17 protein-coding genes are annotated in these 16,315 nt (G+C 64.5%); all 17 read right to left on the bottom strand.

Features of this window, described 5'->3' with window-relative positions; genetic code table 11:
• Nucleotides 1–63: 63 nt before the first annotated feature.
• The 17 genes from nagZ to fabD all read right to left on the bottom strand — a co-directional run bounded on the left by nagZ (nt 64) and on the right by fabD (nt 16,268).
• Entirely contained in the window at nt 64–1,113 is a 1,050-nt protein-coding gene (gene nagZ / locus EV147_RS03200; protein WP_130389668.1) for a beta-N-acetylhexosaminidase, read from the bottom strand.
• A gap of 6 nt (nt 1,114–1,119) precedes the next feature.
• Nucleotides 1,120–1,548 (bottom strand): holo-ACP synthase, encoded by a 429-nt coding sequence (acpS, locus tag EV147_RS03195; protein WP_130389667.1) that lies wholly within the window; start codon nt 1,546–1,548, stop codon nt 1,120–1,122.
• Nucleotides 1,545–2,327: a pyridoxine 5'-phosphate synthase gene (gene pdxJ, locus EV147_RS03190; RefSeq protein WP_130389666.1), complete on the bottom strand. Its 783-nt coding sequence runs from the start codon at nt 2,325–2,327 to the stop codon at nt 1,545–1,547. The genes acpS and pdxJ overlap by 4 nt, the downstream gene beginning before the upstream one ends.
• A gap of 25 nt (nt 2,328–2,352) precedes the next feature.
• Complete coding sequence (recO, locus tag EV147_RS03185; RefSeq protein WP_130389665.1) at nt 2,353–3,234, bottom strand: DNA repair protein RecO; 882 nt, start codon at nt 3,232–3,234, stop codon at nt 2,353–2,355.
• A 5-nt stretch (nt 3,235–3,239) separates the two neighbouring features.
• Nucleotides 3,240–4,178, bottom strand: a complete 939-nt coding sequence (gene era, locus EV147_RS03180) for a GTPase Era (protein WP_130389664.1) — start codon at nt 4,176–4,178, stop codon at nt 3,240–3,242.
• Nucleotides 4,175–4,945, bottom strand: coding sequence for a ribonuclease III (gene rnc / locus EV147_RS03175; RefSeq protein ID WP_130389663.1), 771 nt, complete (start codon nt 4,943–4,945; stop codon nt 4,175–4,177). The genes era and rnc overlap by 4 nt, the downstream gene beginning before the upstream one ends.
• 4 nt (nt 4,946–4,949) lie before the next feature.
• Nucleotides 4,950–5,270, bottom strand: a complete 321-nt coding sequence (locus tag EV147_RS03170; RefSeq protein ID WP_235844590.1) for a DUF4845 domain-containing protein — start codon at nt 5,268–5,270, stop codon at nt 4,950–4,952.
• A gap of 121 nt (nt 5,271–5,391) precedes the next feature.
• Nucleotides 5,392–6,291, bottom strand: coding sequence for a signal peptidase I (gene lepB, locus EV147_RS03165; protein ID WP_130389661.1), 900 nt, complete (start codon nt 6,289–6,291; stop codon nt 5,392–5,394).
• Between the two features lie 49 nt (nt 6,292–6,340).
• Complete coding sequence (lepA, locus tag EV147_RS03160; protein ID WP_130389660.1) at nt 6,341–8,134, bottom strand: translation elongation factor 4; 1,794 nt, start codon at nt 8,132–8,134, stop codon at nt 6,341–6,343.
• Nucleotides 8,135–8,392: 258 nt separating this feature from the next.
• Nucleotides 8,393–9,889 (bottom strand): DegQ family serine endoprotease, encoded by a 1,497-nt coding sequence (locus EV147_RS03155; protein ID WP_130389659.1) that lies wholly within the window; start codon nt 9,887–9,889, stop codon nt 8,393–8,395.
• A gap of 132 nt (nt 9,890–10,021) precedes the next feature.
• Nucleotides 10,022–11,104 carry a MucB/RseB C-terminal domain-containing protein gene (locus tag EV147_RS03150; RefSeq protein ID WP_130389658.1) on the bottom strand — a complete coding sequence of 361 codons (1,083 nt, stop codon included), beginning with the start codon at nt 11,102–11,104 and terminating at the stop codon, nt 10,022–10,024.
• 8 nt (nt 11,105–11,112) lie between these two features.
• Entirely contained in the window at nt 11,113–11,775 is a 663-nt protein-coding gene (locus EV147_RS03145) for a sigma-E factor negative regulatory protein (RefSeq protein ID WP_130389657.1), read from the bottom strand.
• 103 nt (nt 11,776–11,878) lie between these two features.
• On the bottom strand, nt 11,879–12,478 hold the full coding sequence (rpoE, locus tag EV147_RS03140) for an RNA polymerase sigma factor RpoE (protein ID WP_130389656.1): 600 nt from the start codon (nt 12,476–12,478) through the stop codon (nt 11,879–11,881).
• 233 nt (nt 12,479–12,711) lie between these two features.
• Nucleotides 12,712–13,944 carry a beta-ketoacyl-ACP synthase II gene (gene fabF, locus EV147_RS03135; protein ID WP_130389655.1) on the bottom strand — a complete coding sequence of 411 codons (1,233 nt, stop codon included), beginning with the start codon at nt 13,942–13,944 and terminating at the stop codon, nt 12,712–12,714.
• A gap of 211 nt (nt 13,945–14,155) precedes the next feature.
• Complete coding sequence (gene acpP, locus EV147_RS03130) at nt 14,156–14,395, bottom strand: acyl carrier protein (protein ID WP_008644813.1); 240 nt, start codon at nt 14,393–14,395, stop codon at nt 14,156–14,158.
• A gap of 168 nt (nt 14,396–14,563) precedes the next feature.
• The gene (fabG, locus tag EV147_RS03125; protein ID WP_130389654.1) at nt 14,564–15,313 is read right to left on the bottom strand and encodes a 3-oxoacyl-ACP reductase FabG; all 750 of its coding nucleotides are present in this window, start codon (nt 15,311–15,313) and stop codon (nt 14,564–14,566) included.
• Between the two features lie 19 nt (nt 15,314–15,332).
• Nucleotides 15,333–16,268 carry an ACP S-malonyltransferase gene (gene fabD, locus EV147_RS03120; RefSeq protein ID WP_130389653.1) on the bottom strand — a complete coding sequence of 312 codons (936 nt, stop codon included), beginning with the start codon at nt 16,266–16,268 and terminating at the stop codon, nt 15,333–15,335.
• Between the last annotated feature and the right edge of the window lie 47 nt (nt 16,269–16,315).

Here is a 16,315-nt window from a genome sequence, read left to right as displayed (position 1 = left end):
TCACGGCGCCACGCGATAAAAAGGGCAGCTTCGGCTGCCCTTTTTGCGTTCCTGCCGCCCCGGTCAGGCGATCAGCGACAGCTCCCTGAGCAGTCGCAGCGCGGCGCGATACTCGCCCTCCTGCTCCAGCTTGTTCCAGTCCAGCGGCTTGCGGCGGCCGAACAGCTTGCGGATGCGCCGCTGCGATGCCTTGCCGATTCCCGTGTCCAGTTCGGTCAGCAGTTGGTCGGCCTTGTCGGGGTTGTTGCAGATCAAAACCATGTCACAGCCGGCTTCGAGCGCGGCGCGCGCGCCTTCGGTTACCGTGCCGGCCACGCTGGCGCCTTCCATGCTGAGGTCGTCGCTGAAGATCACCCCTTCGAAGCCCAGTTGCGCCCGGAGGATGTCCTGCAGCCAGAAGCGCGAGAAGCCGGCCGGGTTCGGATCGACCTTCGGGTAGATCACGTGCGCCGGCATGACCGACGCCAGCGCCTGTCCCATCCAGTCATACGGACGCGCGTCGTGCGCCAGGATCTCGTCCAGCGTGCGCTCGTCGACCGGCACCGCCACGTGCGAATCGGCTTCCACGTAGCCATGACCCGGAAAATGCTTGCCACAGTTGGCCATGCCGGCCAGCAGCAGGCCGTGCGCCAAGTGGTTGGCCAGCATCGTGACCACGCGCGGATCGGCGTGGAAGGCGCGGTCGCCAATCACCCCGCTGCGGCCGAAATCGAGGTCCAGCACCGGCGTGAAGCTCAGGTCGATGTCGCAGGCGCGCAGCTCGGCGGCCAGCACATAGCCACAGGCAATGGCGGCCTTGGTCGCCACCAGCACATCGCGGTCCCACAGTTCGCCAAGCCTGGCCATGGCCGGCAGGTGCGTGAAGCCGTCGGTCTTCGCGCGCTGCACGCGGCCGCCTTCATGGTCGATGCAGATCAACACATCGTCGCGGACATTGCGGATGGCCCGCGTCAGCGCCGTCAACTGGGCGCGCGACTCGAAATTGCGCGCGAACAGGATCACGCCCCCCGTCAGCGGATGGGCGATGCGGCGCTCGTCCTCGGCATTGAGCTGCTTGCCCACCACGTCCAGCACTACCGGGCCCGGGCGCTTGCCGGTCACTTTCTTGTTCATATCGATTCAGTTCGAGGCTGGTTCAGGCAGCGGACCGGGCTGGCCGGTCCGCTCCGCGATCGCGAAGGCGACCGCATAGTCATGTTCGTCACTGACACTGACACGGATGGTCAGGCCGCGTTCCCGCACCCAGTCGGCCAGTTCGCCCGTGCACTGCGGCGTGGGCTCGCCAGACGGCAGGTTCAGCAGCTCCATCGCGCGCCACGTCATCGGCCAGCGCATGCCCAGGCCGATGGCCTTGGAGAATGCCTCCTTGGCCGCGAAACGCGTGGCCAGGAAGGCCAGGCCGCGCTTCTCCGAGCGGGCCTTGCGCGCGTGGTAGACCTTGAGTTCGCGCGGACCGAGCACCTTCTCGGCAAAACGACCGCGCGTGCGGTCCATCACGCCCTGCACGCGATCGATCTGGATGATGTCGGTACCGACGCCGTAGATCACGCGGGCTGCCCCGGCACCGGATAGCGCGTGCCCAGGCGCGCGGCCACCATGATCGCCTTCATTTCGCGCACGGCATTCTGCCAGCCCACGAAGACGGCATGGGCCACCACTGCATGGCCGATATTCAGCTCCCTGATGCCCGGCAGCGCGGCGATCGGCTGCACGTTGGTGTAGTGCAGGCCGTGGCCGGCGTTCACCACCAGGCCGTGTTTCTGGCCGGCATCCACGCCCTGTGCCACGCGACGGAATTCCGCCTCCTGCTCCTCGGGCGAGTGGGCGTCGGCATAGCGGCCCGTATGGATCTCGATCACGGGCGCCTTGCAGGCGGCGGCCGCCGCAATCTGCTCCGGATCGGCGTCGATGAACAGCGACACCCGGATACCCGCGTCGGCCAGCTGGCGGCACGCCGCGCTGACCTGCTCGAAATGCCCGCGCACGTCGAGCCCGCCTTCGGTGGTCACTTCCTCGCGCTTCTCGGGCACCAGGCAGACGTCCTGCGGCTTGATCTCGCAGGCGATGTCGAGCATTTCCGGCGTGATCGCGCACTCCAGGTTCATGCGCGTGGCCAGTTTCGGGCGCAGCGCCCGCACGTCCGCGTCGCGGATATGGCGGCGGTCCTCGCGCAGATGCAGCGTAATCAGGTCCGCGCCGGCTTCCTCGGCCTGCAGCGCAGCCAGGATCGGGTCGGGATAGGCCGTGCCGCGCGCATTGCGCAGCGTGGCAACGTGATCGATATTGATGCCCAGGTCGATGACCCCGGGATTCGCGTGGAAGATCATGCCGGCTTGCTCGGAAAGGATGAAATCAAAGGTACTGCAGATCGATCAGGATCTGCCGCGTCTTGAGCGGCTCGCCCTGCAGATAATAATGCAGCAGGAACCGCATCAGCGCACGGCTCTGCGATACGGTCTGGGTCCGCGTGTAGTCGTCCTGCGCCATGTCCAGCAGCGTCTGCCCCGCCACCACGGGCCAGCTGGACGGATCGCTGGCGTGCGCGCGCCGCACCCCGCGCTCGGGCTGGTACACGTAGTCGAGACCCGGCTGCACGCGCTCGCCGCTCTTGACGCACTGGTCGAACGCCACCGCGAAGCCGGTTTCCTGCAGCAGTACCCGCTCGAAGCTGCGCAGCACCAGGCTGGCTGATTCGCCATGCGCCAGCCGTGTCAGCGTGATCATGTAGTGCTTGAACAGCGCCGGATGCGCGTCCTCACGCGGGCAGAACCGCAATAGTAATTCGTTGAGATAGAAGCCCGACAGCAGTGCATCGCCGGCCAGCGGCAGCATGCCGCCCACGTATTCGGCCTTGGTCAGCGTCTTGACTTCGCCGCGCCCGGTCCACGAGAGCGAGATCGGGTGGAAGTGCTGAAGGACCGGCCGCAGCGCCGAGTGGGGCCGCTTGGCGCCCTTGGCCACCATCGCCATGCGGCCGTGGTCGCGCGTGAAGACGTCCAGGATCAGACTTGTCTCACGGTACGGGTAGGCATGGAGCACGAAGCCGGCCTCGTTGCTGACCCGCAGTTCGGAACGCGCCGGCACGATGCGCATGGCGCGGTCCATCATCTCGCGGCCGGCGGCCACGGCTGGACTCAGCGTGCCGCCCACGCCGGATTCCAGCACCTCGGCGGCCTCCTCGGCGATGGGATCGGCACTGCGCGCACGCGGCGCGGCGCGGCGCAAGTCAGGCATCCTGCTCACTCGTACCCGTAGGCACGCAGTCCGGCTTCGTTGTCGGCCCAGCCGCTCTTGACCTTGATCCACATCTCCAGGTAGACCTTGCCGTCGAACAGCTTCTCCATGTCGAGGCGCGCCTCGGTGGAGATCGTCTTGAGCTTGGCACCCTTGTTGCCGATGATCATGGCCTTGTGGGCATCACGCTCGACCAGGATCGTGGCGAAAATACGGCGCAGGCGGCCTTCGGTCTCGAACTTGTCGATGATCACGGTGCTCGTGTACGGCAATTCGTCGCCAGTCCAGCGAAACACCTTCTCGCGGATGATTTCCGAGGCCATGAAACGCTCGCTGCGGTCGGTCATCGCGTCCACGTCGTACATCGGCTCGCCTTCGAGCAGGTACGGGCGGATGATGGCCAGCAGGCGCTCGATATGGTCGTGCGTCTTGGCAGACATCGGCACCACTTCCGTGAACGGAAAGCGCTGCCCCATCTGCTCCAGGAACGGCATCATCACTTCGGTGCGGCCCTCGCCCAGGCGGTCGAGCTTGTTGCAGACCAGCAGCACGGGCGTGTTCTTCGGCAGCAGCGACAGCACCTTCTCGTCATCGGCGCCGAAATAGCCGGCTTCGACCACGAACAGCACCAGATCCACCGAAGACAGCGTGGACGTGACCGCCCGGTTCAGCGTGCGGTTCAGCGCGCTGGCATGGCGGGTCTGGAAGCCGGGCGTATCGACGAACACGAACTGCGCGTCTTCCGTGGTCTGAATGCCCACGATCCGGTGGCGCGTGGTCTGCGCCTTGCGCGACGTGATGCTGACCTTCTGGCCAACCAGCGCGTTCATCAGCGTGGATTTGCCCACATTGGGGCGGCCAACGATGGCCACGGTGCCGCAGCGGAAAGCCGGGGCGCCGGAGGTTTCCGCCGCTTCCTGCGACGGAGGGAGAGAATCGGTCATTCCTTCAACCTGAGAGACAACTGGGGATCCGGCGGCACCGGCTGCTTGCGCGTCTTGCCCGTCCGCTCGGCACGGCTGCGCTTGAGCAGCTGGGGCACGAGCTTCTGGACTTCATCCAGCGCCAGCTTGGCCGCCGCCTGCTCGGCCGCGCGGCGCGAGGCGCCGGTGCCGAACACACGCACCTCCAGTTTAGGCACGATGCACTCGACTTCAAATTGCTGGCTGTGAGCCGCACCGTGCGTGGCGATGACGTTGTACTGCGGCAGGGCGATCTTGTGGCCCTGCAGGTACTCCTGGAGCAGCGTCTTGGCATCCTTGCCCAGCGTACGCGGATCCACCTGCTCCAGGATGGGGATATACAGCTTGCGGATCAGCGCCCGGGCGGCGTCGAATCCGGCGTCCAGGAACACGGCGCCGACGATGGCCTCGAGCGCATCGGCCAGGATCGACGGGCGGCGGAAGCCGCCGCTCTTGAGTTCACCCTCGCCCAGGCGCAGCGCGTCGGACAACTGCAGCATCTGGGCAATCTCGTACAGCGCCTGCTGCTTGACCAGATTGGCCCGCACGCGCGACAGGTCGCCCTCGTCGAGCTTGCCGAACATGCCGAACAGCATGTCCGCCACCGCGCAGTTCAGCACCGAATCGCCAAGAAATTCCAGGCGTTCGTTGTGGTTGGCGCTATGGCTGCGATGCGTGAGCGCCTGCTGCAGCAATTCGGGCTTGCTGAATCGGTAGCCGAGACGTTGCTGCAGGGCGTCGAGGGTCATGTCGTTACTGCGTTCCCGAATAGGTAATCAAAAAGCTCAATGGACCGTAGATTTTCACTTCGGTCCGGTACTCGAAACCCACGGAGCGAATCCGCCCCGTCTCGTCCTCGGTAATGTCCAGGTCTTCACCCCGGACCGACCGGATATCGTCGATCTGGGCCTGCTTGTCGAAAAAGGCCGCCACTTCCTTGCGGTTGCCGGAACTGTCCCGGGCGTAATTGATCGCGCGTTTGACCGAGAAATACTCCAGTACGCTCGGAATCGATTTCAACGCGGGCAATGCCACCGCCACCACGATGAGGACCACCACCAGCAGCGACCCCATCGAAAAACCGCGTGATCTTTTAATCACACCTATACGGACGCCGCCCCCACTTCCCAAAATCCTTTGACCCATCTGCGCTGCCCTCGTTTTTGAGTGTTTTGCGCTGCGTGGTACCGCGGAATTACTTGAACGATCCCACGCGCCCGAAATTGCCCAGATTCATCCAGATCATGAAGGCCCGGCCAACGATGTTCTTGTCCGGCACGAAACCCCAGTAACGGGAATCCAGGCTATTGTCACGGTTATCCCCCATGACGAAATAGTGACCTTCCGGCACCTTGCAGGTCAGCCCCAGCTGATTGTAAGTGCAGTTATCCCGAAACGGAAAATCGGGATCGGCGCCGGCGATGAACGCGGGCCGGTCGGAATCGTTGAGAATCCCGTGCTGGACACCGCCCGGCAGGGTCTCCAGATAATGCTTCGAATACGCCAGCCGTTCCTCGTCGAGGTAATCGGGCAATTGCTTGTATTCGGCCGGCTTGCCGTTGATCGTCAGCTTCTTGTTCTCGTAGCGCACCACGTCACCGGGCACGCCGATCACGCGCTTGATGTAATCGAGCGACTCGTCCTTCGGATAACGGAACACCATGACATCGCCGCGCTGTGGCTCGCCGATGTCCATGATCTTCTTGTTCACCACCGGCAGCCGGATCCCGTAGTTGTACTTGTTGACCAGGATGAAATCGCCGATCAGCAGCGTGGGGATCATCGAACCCGACGGAATCTTGAACGGCTCCACCACGAACGAGCGCAGCACGAACACCGCCAGGATGACCGGGAAGAAGCTGGCCGAGTACTCCAGCCACCACGGCTGACGGAGTTTTTCCTCGGCGAGCTTGGCCCGCGACCGGTCCAGGTCGGAAGGCCCCGACACCGCCTGCCGGTGCTGGCGCTGGGCGTCGAACTCGGCCAGCGCCAGTGCCGCGCTGCTGCGGCGCTGCCGCGCAAAAACCAGCTTGTCCGCAACCCAGGCAATGCCCGTAATGACCACCAGCACAAAAAGGATCAGTGCAAAATTCATGACGGCTTGAAGTGTTGTCGAATTGTTGTCAGCGCCGGTGCGGCACGCCTTATTTGTCGTCCACCTGCAGAATCGCCAGGAAAGCCTCCTGCGGGATTTCCACGGTGCCCACCTGCTTCATGCGCTTCTTGCCGGCCTTCTGCTTTTCCAGCAGTTTCTTCTTGCGCGAGATATCGCCGCCGTAGCACTTGGCCAGCACGTTCTTGCGCAGCGCCTTGACGTTCTCGCGGGCAATGATATTGACGCCGATGGCCGCCTGGATCGCCACGTCGTACATCTGGCGCGGAATGATCTCGCGCATTTTGGCCGCCACCTCGCGGCCGCGATACTGCGAATTCGAACGGTGGACGATGACGGACAGTGCATCGACCTTGTCGCCGTTGATCAGGATGTCGACCTTGACCACGTCGGACGGACGATATTCCTTGAATTCGTAATCCATCGACGCATAACCGCGCGACACCGACTTCAGTCGATCGAAGAAATCGAGCACGATTTCCGCCATCGGAATTTCATAGGTCAGTTGCACCTGCTTGCCGTGGTAGCTCATGTTGACCTGCGTGCCGCGCTTCTGCGTGCACAGCGTGATCACCGAGCCGACATAATCCTGCGGCATGTACAGGTTCACCGTGACGATCGGCTCCAGGATGGCCTCGATCCGGGTCGCGTCCGGCATCTTGGCCGGGTTTTCCACGGTAATGATCGACCCGTCGCGCATCTGCACCTGATAGACCACGGTCGGCGCGGTCGTGATCAGGTCCATGTCGAACTCGCGCTCAAGCCGCTCCTGCACGATTTCCATATGCAGCAGGCCCAGGAAGCCGCAACGGAAACCGAAGCCCAGCGCCTGCGACACTTCCGGCTCGAACATCAGCGAGGCGTCGTTCAGTCGCAGTTTCTCCAGCGATTCGCGCAGCGCCTCGTACTGGTTCGATTCCACCGGATACAGGCCAGCGAACACCTGCGGCTTGACTTCCTTGAAGCCCGGCAGCGGCGCTTCGGCGCGGCGCGTCAGCGTGGTGATCGTATCCCCCACCTTGGCGGCCTTCAGTTCCTTGATGCCGGCGATCACGAAACCCACCTCGCCGGCCGTCAGCGCGTCGCGCTGGATCGACTTCGGCGAGAACACACCCACCTGTTCGGTCAGGTGCTGCGCGCCCGTGGCCATCAGCAGGATCTTGTCCTTGGGACGCAGCGTGCCGTTGACCACGCGCACCAGCATCACCACGCCAACGTAGTTGTCGAACCACGAATCGATGATCAGCGCCTGCAGCGGCGCGGCCGGGTCGCCCTCGGGCGGCGGCACGCGGGCAATCATCGCCTCGATCACGTCCTCCACGCCCAGGCCGGTCTTGGCCGAGCACAACGTGGCGTCGCTGGCATCGATGCCGATGACGTCCTCGATTTCCTGCTTGGCGTTGTCGGGGTCTGCCGAGGGCAGGTCGATCTTGTTGAGCACAGGCACCACTTCCACGCCCAGTTCGATGGCCGTGTAGCAGTTGGCCACGGTCTGCGCCTCGACACCCTGCGAGGCGTCCACCACCAGCAGCGCGCCCTCGCAAGCCGACAGCGAGCGGCTGACTTCGTAGCTGAAGTCGACGTGCCCCGGCGTGTCGATCAGGTTCAGGTTGTAGACCTTGCCATCGCGCGCCTTGTAGCTCAGGGCCGCGGTCTGCGCCTTGATGGTGATGCCGCGCTCCTTCTCGATATCCATCGAGTCGAGCACCTGCGCCTCCATTTCCCGATCCGACAGCCCGCCACAGCGCTGAATGATCCGGTCGGCCAGCGTGGATTTGCCGTGGTCGATGTGGGCGATGATCGAGAAATTACGAATATGGTCCATCTAGTCTTCAGGGAAACGCAGGCGGTGCCCGGCGGCATCACGGAGGACGAGCGGGCGCGGCAAGAATGGTGGGACGCAGGATTTGCGCCAATCCGCGATTTTACCGTAGTTTCAAGGACTTCCGGCACATGAAATAAGGGCGGCAGCCCCGCCGGGCGGCGCCGGCGGCATGCCTGCCGGTGCATCCGCCCAAACGAAACGCGCCGGACCCTCCGGCCCGGCGCGCGACTCAGGCTCCGGCAGGCGCGCCGGCCGGCCTCAGCGGTTCTGGCTCGGACGCAGCGTCAGCACCTGCGTGGCATCGCCACGCCGCACGAACACGGCAGCCATCTTGCTCTTGTCGAGTGCCTTGACCATCTCGTTGAACTGCTTCGCGTTGGCCACATCCGCATCACCCAGACGCAGGATGATGTCGCCGGGGCGAATGCCGGCCCGCGCCGCCGGGCCATCGGCGGCCTCGACCTCGACGCCGGACTTGATCTTCAGCTCGCGCAGCCGCGTTTCCGCGATGTCGTTGACGATCAGCCCCAGGGCATTGGGCTTGGTGCCCGGCTGTTCCTCGGCACCGTTGCCGCGCCGGTCACCCTTGCGGGCCGCCGTGCGTGCGCCATCCGGCTCGAGTTCGGCCACGGTAATCTGCACATCGCGCGTCTGACCCTTGCGCCAGACCTGCAGCGGCACGCGCGCACCCGGCTTGGTATCGCCGACCATGCGCGGCAGATCCGATGCCTTTTCGATGTCGCGGCCATTGAACTTCAGGATGATGTCGCCAGCCTCGATCCCAGCCTTCTCGGCGGGGCCGCCCGGCTCGACACTGCCGACCAGCGCGCCACGCGCACGGCCCAGGCCCAGCGAATCCGCCACTTCCTTGGTCACATCGCCGATCGCCACTGCGATCCGGCCCCGCGTCACCTTGCCGCTGGCCTTCAGTTGCTCGGTCACCCGCAGCGCCTCGTCGATCGGAATCGCAAACGAGATGCCCATGTAGCCGCCGCTGCGGCTGTAAATCTGCGAATTGATGCCGATGACCTCGCCGCGCAGGTTGATCAGCGGCCCGCCCGAGTTGCCGGGGTTCACCGCCACGTCGGTCTGGATGAATGGCAGGTAATCGCCGGTATCCCGACCCTTGGCCGAGACGATGCCAGCGGTCACGCTGTTGTCCAGACCGAAGGGCGAACCGATGGCGAGCACCCACTCACCGGGCCGGATCTTGTCGGAATCGCCCAGTGTCAGGCGCGGCAGCCCGGTCGCCTCGATCTTGAGCAACGCCACGTCGGTGCGCTTGTCGGTGCCGATCAGCTTGGCCTTGAACTCGCGCTTGTCGGGCAGCGTGACATAGATCGTCTCGGCATCGGCTACAACGTGTGCATTGGTCATCACATAGCCGTCCTGGCTCGTGATAAAGCCCGAGCCCACGCCCCGGCTCTGCTCCTCACCCTGCGGGCCCTGGCCCTGCGGCGGCTGGCCGCGGCGCGGCGGCGTAGGCACGCCCGGCATCGGCACACCGAAGAAGCGGCGGAAGAATTCCGCCATCTCGTCGTCTTCGGGCGAGTTGCCGCCGCGCGATCGCACGCGCTCGGTCGTCCGGATGTTGACGACGGCAGGACTGGCCTTCTCTACCAGGTCCGTGAAATCAGGCAGGTTGTAGTTCGCGGCCGCCGCCTGGGCGTACCCAACTTCGGAAACGGCAGGGCCGAGCACGAGCATGGCCGCCATGACCATGGCCCGCGCCAGGGCTGGGGATCTGGAAATCATCGAACGAACTCCCGGGAAATCAGCGAGAAACGAATGCGTCGCGGCGGACTTCAGGCCGAAGCGGCCGCGATGCGTGCTGCCTGGCGGCCCGCCGGAGGGTACGCCGCCCTCCGCGGCCAGGCCAGATTCTGGTCAGTGTACCTTGGGCGGGCGGTACTCCACGCCGGCGGCAAACTGCTTCACCGTGGCGGCAGGCACCTCGCCCACTACGGTCACCCAGAAATCATTGACGCGCCGTACCACCACCTGGGTGGCACCGAGCGACGCCACGCCTTCGCGGCGGGCGCGCTGCTCCGAGACCGGCTCGATGAACACCGACAGGCCGGTCAGGCCGTCGCTGTACACGATCTGCAGGACCTCGAACACGGCACCGGGCTTGTTGCCCTGCGCCGGCGCACGGAGTTCGCCGAGCGGGCGGCGGACTTCGCGGATCTTCTGAAAACCCTTGAGCGGCGTATGGATCGTCCAGCCTTCGTCGGCGATGTTGGCCGGCTGGTAGGTCACCTCGTAGCGGTTCCACGAACCGGCACCCTTGATGGCGCTCAGAATCCGCTGCTTGTCCGACGGCACGCCGATATCGACCTGCGAGAACGCAACCTGTTCGAGTACCTTGCCGCCCTCGCCCAGCGTCTGGGCACGCATCAGCAGGCCCGAGTTGCGGTCGGCCCAGAGCCGCACGGCATAGCGCGCCGTGTCATGCGGTTCCAGCGCGAAGACTTCGCACTCCACGCCGGCCACGCGTTCGGCAGCCAGCTTGCGCATGTCGTAGAGATCGAGCACGTCGCCCTTGTTCGTCGCCAGCAGCGCCGGGAACCGATCCTTGGCTTCCTGCTTCTCCACGACCACGAGCTTCGCTTCGGGAATCAGGCTGTGCACGACATCGTTCTGCCGCAACACCTCGCGCGGCTTGCCGTCGAGCGTTTCCAGGCGTTCGTACTCGTTATTCGTCAGATCGCTGTAGTGCTGGATCCGCGACGCGTGCATCACGCTGCCACGCTGATAGATCAGCGTGCCAACGTAGTTTTCGCGCTGCGCCGCGCGATGAATCTTGTTCAGCCACGCCGTGGCATCGCGCCGGTTCAGCGTATTCTCAGACGACTGCGGCTGCGCGGTTGCGGCGGCAGCGGTCAGGCACAAGGCCAGAAAAAAGGACCTGCTCAGGCCCTTCTTTCCGCGTACGCCCGCTCCGTTGGCGGACGACCGTCCTTTCTGCATGTCCGGCATTATTCCTGCGAATTATCCTGGGAGAAGTTGGCACCATTGGCCACCGTGCGCATGGTCGGCACGAAGGCATCGGTGGCCACGGACGTGCGATGCGCGCGCAGGTACTCGTCCAGGCGCGGGTCGCGGATCATCTGCGCGCTGTCCGCGGAGACGGCGACGATGGCACCCGAGGTAGCCGCTGCCGGCGCGCCGGCCTTGACGGTGGCACCCGGTTGCTGGTCGATACGCGCCACGATCGCATCGGGCGCGCCGCCATCGGTCGTGCCACGCATCTGCGGCACCACCACCCAGCTCACCGCAGCCACGGCGGCGGCGATTGCCGTGCCCGGCACCACGCGGCGGACCCACGACGGGCGCACCAGCAGTCGCTGGCGTCCGGCGGCGGCAGCTGCCACGGCGGGCACCAGCACGTGCGGTTCTGCTTCGAGTTGCGCCGAGAAGCGCGAGAGAAAGTCGCCGGTCGAGCCGACATGCGTCAGGTCTTCCGAGCGCAGCGTGTCGCCGATCAACTGGTACATCGACCAGTCGCCCATGCCGGCCTCGCCCTTGGCGATGCCGAGCGCCTCGTCGACTTCGTGCGCAGCAAGCTCACCGTCCATCAGGACCGAGATCTGCTCCGCTGCTTCCATTACATGAACCGACTGCTTATGAGCCTGACCCATTTCCAACCCCAAGAAATTCCATTGAACACCGATAAATCCCGTCACTACCTTGTCGTTTATCGATGCAGGAATAGGCTGCAACGCTGGCTGCACGACATTCTCACTACCACCGCTTGCCCTCAGCCGTTCCCAGCAGGGGCCGCAATTTGTCGGCGATCGCTTCACGCGCCCGGAAAATCCGCGAGCGCACCGTCCCGATCGGGCACCCCATCGCCTCCGCGATCTCCTCGTAGCTGAGGCCTTCGATCTCGCGCAGCGTGATGGCGGTACGTAATTCTTCCGGCAATGCCTCCATCGCGCGGTTCACCGTGTCGGCGACCTGGCGGGTATGGAGCATGGACTCCGGCGTATTGATATCCCTTAGTTGCTCACCGTCCGCAAAAGTTTCAGCCTCTTCGGCATCGATGTCGCTGGACGCTTCGGGACGCCTTCCCTGGGTGGCCAGGTGGTTCTTGGCAGTGTTGACGGCGATACGGTACAGCCATGTGTAGAAGGCGGATTCGCCCCGGAACTGGGGCAAGGCGCGGTACGCCTTGATAAAGGCATCCTGCGCCACATCCTCCACCTCGGCGGGGTCCCGGACAAGGCGCGAAATCAGGCGGATGATCTTGCGGTGGTACTTGACCACCAGCAGCTCAAAGGCCCGTTTGTCGCCCTGCTGGACGCGTTCAACAAGAAGCTGATCGGCTTCGCGTTCGCTCACGAATGGTTCACCTGCTGCAGTGTATCTCTTGGTTTCGTCGTTACGACAAGCGTTGTATTTTACCTACGATCGGGCCACCCGCGGGTGTCGCAGAGCGCATTCTGTGACCGCAAATACGCAATTTGGTTCCGCCACCCGGCTTACCGGTTGCACCGCCGTGCAACCCCGGGCGCAAAGAGAAACCGGGGCGAATCCCTGCGGAACGCCCCGGTATCACGCAACCCCGGCCAGGGTCAGACGCGGCGGAACACCAGCGTGCCGTTGGTACCGCCGAAGCCGAAATTGTTCTTCACGGCCACGTCGATCTTCATCTCGCGTGCCGTGTTGGCCACATAGTCCAGGTCGCACTCGGGATCCTGGTTGAAGATGTTGATCGTCGGCGGCGACACCTGGTTGTGGATCGCCAGCACCGTGAAGACCGATTCCAGGCCGCCCGCGCCACCCAGCAGGTGACCCGTCATCGACTTGGTGGAATTCACGACCATCTTGTAGGCGTGATCGCCGAAAGCCAGCTTGATGGCTTCGCTTTCGTTCTTGTCGCCCAGCGGCGTCGAGGTGCCGTGCGCATTGAGGTAGTGCACCTCGTCCACGTTGATGCCGGCATCCTTGATGGCGGCTGCCATGCAGCGGCGCGGACCGTCGGTGCTCGGGGCGGTCATGTGGAACGCATCGCCGCTCATGCCGAAGCCCACGAGTTCGGCATAGATGCGAGCACCGCGTGCCTTGGCCGATTCGTACTCTTCCAGCATCAGCACGCCGGCACCCTCGCCCAGCACGAAGCCGTCGCGGTCCTTGTCCCACGGGCGCGAGGCCGTGGCGGGATCATCGTTGCGCGTCGACAGCGCGCGCGCGGCGGCGAAACCGCCGATGCCGAGCGGCGAGACCGTCGATTCCGCACCGCCAGCCAGCATGGCATCGGCGTCGCCGGCCTGGATCAGGCGGGCGGCCAGGCCAATGCTGTGCAGGCCGGTGGTGCAGGCCGTCACGGCGGCCAGGTTCGGGCCCTTGATGCCGTGGATGATCGACAGGTGGCCCGAGATCATGTTGATGATCGAGCCCGGCACGAAGAACGGCGAGATCCGGCGCGGGCCGCGGTTCGACAGCTCGATCTGGGTGTCTTCGATCATCGGCAGGCCGCCGATGCCGGAGCCCACGAGCACGCCGATCCGGTCGGCATTGGCTTCGGTGATTTCCAGGCCGCTGTCCTTCAGCGCCTGCGAACCGGCCGCAATGCCAAAATGGATGAACGTATCCATATGGCGGGCTTCCTTGGCCGGGATATATTCCTCGGCATTGAAGCCCTTCACTTCGCCGGCAAAATGCACTGCCAGGGCGGAGTGATCGAATTTGGTAATGGTGGCGATGCCGGACTTGCCGGCAACCAGGTTGGCCCAGCCTTCGGCAACCGTGTTTCCGACCGGAGACACAAGGCCAAGCCCAGTGACGACGACGCGACGACGGCTCACTATGATTTCCTACGAGTGCGTGAAGCGGAACAGCAAGGTTTCAGTATCCGGCCCGGACTGCCGTTAGATGACTGGCATCGTACGCGGCGCATCTGGCGAGATCGTGCAGATCCACTTCTTCGAACAGACGAAAGCCACAGAAAACATCACGGCAGGACCGTAACGGCCCCTTCCGTGCGCCTTCTGTGGCTCGGAATTCGATGACGACGGCTTAGGCCTTGACGTGCGCGGTAGCGTAGTCGATGGCTTGTTGCACGGTCGTGATCTTTTCGGCTTCCTCATCAGGAATTTCCATGCCGAATTCATCTTCCAACGCCATCACGAGTTCAACCGTGTCCAGCGAGTCCGCACCGAGGTCATTCACGAACGACGATTCGTTCTTGATATCTGCCTCGGCCACGCCAAGCTGTTCAGCCACGATTTTCTTGACGCGTTGTTCGATATTGTCCATGTAACCCTCCAGGGAAGTTCGACAAAAAGTGGGCGCATTTTAGCAGGTTTGTACCGCAAAAAATCTGCCTGCCGTGCTTTGCAAGATTCGCGCCCGATTGGTGTGAAAAACTACCGCTTCACCCGGCTTCTTTCAGCTTCTTCACCAAAAGCGAACCGGTTTCCGCAATCAGTTCATATACATGCCGCCGTTCACGTGCAGCGTAGTGCCCGTGACGTAGGCGGCCTGCGGACCTGCCAGGAATGCCACCGCGTTGGCGATGTCTTCCGGCTGGCCCAGACGGCCCAGCGGAATGCGGGCCTTGAGTGCTGCATGCTGCTCGTCCGACAGGACCTTGGTCATGTCGGTATCGATGAATCCGGGTGCGACGCAGTTGACCGTCACGTTGCGGCTGCCGATCTCGGCGGCCAGCGCACGCGTCATGCCCTCCACGCCAGCCTTGGCGGCGGCATAGTTCATCTGACCCGGATTGCCCGTCGAGCCCACCACCGAGGTGATGTTGATGATCCGGCCGCCACGGGCCTTCATCATCGGACGGAGCACGGCCCGTGCCAGGCGGAAGACGGCGGTCAGGTTCGTGTCGATGACCGCGGTCCAGTCGTCGTCCTTCATCCGCATCGCCAGTTGGTCCTGGGTGATGCCGGCGTTGTTCACGAGTACCGCCAGGCCGCCGTGCGTCTTGACGATCTCGTCGATCACCGCGTCGCAGCGGGCCGCGTCGTTGACGTTCAGCACCACGCCGTTGCCCTTCAGGCCTTCGGCCGCCAGGTACTCGCCGATCGCGGCAGCACCCGATTCGCTCGTGGCCGTGCCGATCACCGTGGCACCCTGCCGCGCCAGTTCCAGCGCGATCGCCCGGCCGATGCCGCGCGAGGCGCCCGTGACCAGCGCGACCTGATTGTCCAGAGTCTTGCTCATGTTGCGTCGTTCCTTGTTCTTACTTCAGCAGCGCCAGCGTTTCCTGCAGCGATGCCTGATCGAAGATTGCACCACCGACGAGGTTGCCGTCGATGCGCTTGGTCATGCCGGCGAGAACTTTTCCGGGGCCGCATTCGATGACATGCGTCACGCCCTCGGCCGCCATTTTCTGCACGCACTCGACCCAGCGCACCGGCGCAGCGGCCTGGCGCACCAGTGCATCCTTGATCTGCTCCGGATCGCTGACGATGGCCACGTCGACATTGTTGACCAGCGGGATCGACGGCGAGGCAAAGGCCAGGCCGGCCATGCGCTCGCGCAGGCGGTCCGAGGCCGGCTTCAGCAGCGACGAGTGGAACGGCGCCGACACCGGCAGCGGCAGTGCGCGCTTGGCGCCCCTGGCCTTGGCCATCTCGCACGCCTTTTCCACGGCAGCCTTGTTCCCGGCGATCACCACCTGGGACGGCGCATTGAAGTTCACCGCTTCCACCACGCCCACGCCGGCGGCGGCCGCCTCGGCACAGGCCGCGCGCACGTCGTCGTCGGACAGGCCGAGGATCGCGGCCATGCCGCCCTCGCCCACCGGCACGGCTTCCTGCATGGCCTGCGCACGGAAGCGCACCAGCGGCACTGCCTCGGCGAACGGGATCACGCCCGCAGCCACCAGCGCCGAGTACTCGCCCAGGCTGTGGCCAGCCACCAGCGCCGGCGCGGGGCCACCCGCATCGAGCCAGGCACGGTACACGGCCACGGCGGCGGTCAGCATCACGGGCTGGGTGTTGGTCGTCAGGTTCAGCTCTTCGGCGGGGCCCTCGGCGATCAGCTTGCCGATGTCCTGGCCCAGCGCGGCCGATGCTTCGTCGAGCGTGGCGCGAACCACGGCGTTGTCGGCGAACGCGTTCAGCATGCCAACCGCTTGCGAACCCTGTCCGGGGAATACGAATGCGAATTTCATCGGAATCCAGTCCTGGCTATTCATCTGGTCGGGCGGCGCGGCACTCT

Source organism: Cupriavidus agavae (assembly GCF_004217045.1).
Lineage (GTDB): Bacteria > Pseudomonadota > Gammaproteobacteria > Burkholderiales > Burkholderiaceae > Cupriavidus > Cupriavidus agavae.
Note: the sequence above shows the minus strand (reverse complement) of the source record. Positions and strands in the feature narration are given on the sequence as shown.

Coding starts and splice junctions, on each gene's coding strand:
- fabD (WP_130389653.1), bottom strand. CDS start 16,268: ATGAAATTCGCATTCGTATTCCCCGGACAGGGTTCGCAAGCGGTTGGC.
- EV147_RS03145 (WP_130389657.1), bottom strand. CDS start 11,775: ATGGGTCAGGCTCATAAGCAGTCGGTTCATGTAATGGAAGCAGCGGAG.
- recO (WP_130389665.1), bottom strand. CDS start 3,234: ATGCCTGACTTGCGCCGCGCCGCGCCGCGTGCGCGCAGTGCCGATCCC.
- EV147_RS03170 (WP_235844590.1), bottom strand. CDS start 5,270: ATGGGGTCGCTGCTGGTGGTGGTCCTCATCGTGGTGGCGGTGGCATTG.
- fabG (WP_130389654.1), bottom strand. CDS start 15,313: ATGAGCAAGACTCTGGACAATCAGGTCGCGCTGGTCACGGGCGCCTCG.
- EV147_RS03150 (WP_130389658.1), bottom strand. CDS start 11,104: ATGCAGAAAGGACGGTCGTCCGCCAACGGAGCGGGCGTACGCGGAAAG.
- nagZ (WP_130389668.1), bottom strand. CDS start 1,113: ATGAACAAGAAAGTGACCGGCAAGCGCCCGGGCCCGGTAGTGCTGGAC.
- acpP (WP_008644813.1), bottom strand. CDS start 14,395: ATGGACAATATCGAACAACGCGTCAAGAAAATCGTGGCTGAACAGCTT.
- rnc (WP_130389663.1), bottom strand. CDS start 4,945: ATGACCCTCGACGCCCTGCAGCAACGTCTCGGCTACCGATTCAGCAAG.
- EV147_RS03155 (WP_130389659.1), bottom strand. CDS start 9,889: ATGATTTCCAGATCCCCAGCCCTGGCGCGGGCCATGGTCATGGCGGCC.
- lepA (WP_130389660.1), bottom strand. CDS start 8,134: ATGGACCATATTCGTAATTTCTCGATCATCGCCCACATCGACCACGGC.
- lepB (WP_130389661.1), bottom strand. CDS start 6,291: ATGAATTTTGCACTGATCCTTTTTGTGCTGGTGGTCATTACGGGCATT.
- era (WP_130389664.1), bottom strand. CDS start 4,178: ATGACCGATTCTCTCCCTCCGTCGCAGGAAGCGGCGGAAACCTCCGGC.
- pdxJ (WP_130389666.1), bottom strand. CDS start 2,327: ATGATCTTCCACGCGAATCCCGGGGTCATCGACCTGGGCATCAATATC.